The sequence below is a fragment of the Helicobacter sp. T3_23-1059 genome (assembly GCF_053654515.1).
Genome location: NZ_JBSIUV010000130.1, coordinates 1 through 1,550, shown reverse-complemented (window position 1 = coordinate 1,550; position 1,550 = coordinate 1). Strand labels below are relative to the sequence as shown.

Sequence of the window (1,550 nt, the reverse complement as noted above, 5' to 3'; positions counted from 1 at the left end):
AACACTCCAAATCTAAACCTACCAAAAGATTCTCATAAAACAACATTTAGCTCTAAAACACTAGGATTAAATGAAAAAGGCATAAATGAAATCACACTAAATAACTTAAAAGATAATGAGCTAATTCATATTCACGCTCAAAAGGATTATGATGAGACAATCGAGCATAACTTTACTCAAACTATTCTAAACAATAAAGAATCCACCATAAAAGGACATCATAAAGAAACAATCACTAAAACCCATACCCAAGAGGTAGCCCTAGCAAAAATAATAAAAGTAGGTGCAGAATATAACACTAATGTAGCCCTCTCAAAAAGCGCCATCGTAGGCACAAGCAATACTTTAAGCATAGGAGCAGATAATAAACTAAACATAAAGCATAATAATAGTAGTGAGTATGTGGGTGGGGATAAGGAAATTACAATAAAAGGGAATATGAAATCGACAATAGAGGGGGATAAATCTAGCGAGATAATGGGGAATAGAGAAGAAAGGGTAGGTGGCGATAAATACGAGCAAATAGATGGCAATCTTAATATTTCATCGCAATCTCAAGGCAATATTTATACCAAAAATGGATTATATGTAGAATCTCAAACCCTATCATTTCAAGCAAAGGATATTACCAATATAGATTCAGATTCGTTAGGAATCAATGCCAAATCATCTATCATTGCTACCGCAGAAAATGATATAATTCACCAAGTAGGCGATACTACTATCACAGCTAAAGGTGATTGTGTTATAATAAAAGTTGGTGGCGTAGAAGTCATCATAGATTCTAATGGAATTGTGGTAAAAGGTGGGGAGATAAAGAGTGAGTGAGAAACAATTATATACAACCAAAGCCAAAAATATCGAGAATCAAGAAGTAGATTCACACGCGAATCAAAATCCAAAAAAATATGACAACAATGGCGATGAGATTATTTGGGAAATGCAACTACAAAAATTATCATCAAATTTAACTTTTGTGATTTTATCTTGGATTTCTAGGATTCTAACGATTATTGTCGTTTGTTATTTTTTTGCGTTAGGCATAGATAAATATATACATTCTCAAGCAATGGAATGGTATAAAGAAGTAGCGATTTTGTGCATCGCGATGATTTTTATCTATCTTATATGGGTTAGCGTGTATTCTATTTTTGTAACATTAAACCTTAAAACAATATACGCAACCAACAAAAATCTTATCGTCCAAAAACATTTCGGCAAAAATATCGCTTTTTTGCTTGGTAGTTTTTATATAATGCACGACTCTTACATTTCGAGATTTAATATAGCTGACGAACTCATAACGATTCAATCATTTAATAACGATATATTTTTTTCTTTTGTTACGCCCATAAATGCTTGTGGCATCGCAGGTGAAAGCGCAATACTAAATCTTAAAGAATTAGAAAATATATTAAAGCCAAAAATAGAACAATACCTAATTACGCTAAATGAGCTAGATTATCAAGTATTTTTATTGGATTATAGTCGCGTTGCTTTTAAGCAGATTATGAAGATAGATATGGCAAAAATACAAAATGAAAGAGAGA

At 32.0% G+C, this 1,550-nt stretch carries 2 protein-coding genes; both read left to right on the top strand.

All coding sequences use genetic code 11. The features are described from left to right. Window positions 1-828: bacteriophage T4 gp5 trimerisation domain-containing protein (locus tag ACWIX0_RS13505; RefSeq protein WP_454174503.1), on the top strand; the 828-nt coding region annotated here is incomplete at its 5' end. Then, window positions 821-1,550, top strand: a 730-nt coding sequence (locus ACWIX0_RS13500; protein ID WP_454174502.1) for a hypothetical protein, incomplete at its 3' end; no start/stop codon positions are given. The genes ACWIX0_RS13505 and ACWIX0_RS13500, both read left to right, overlap by 8 nt.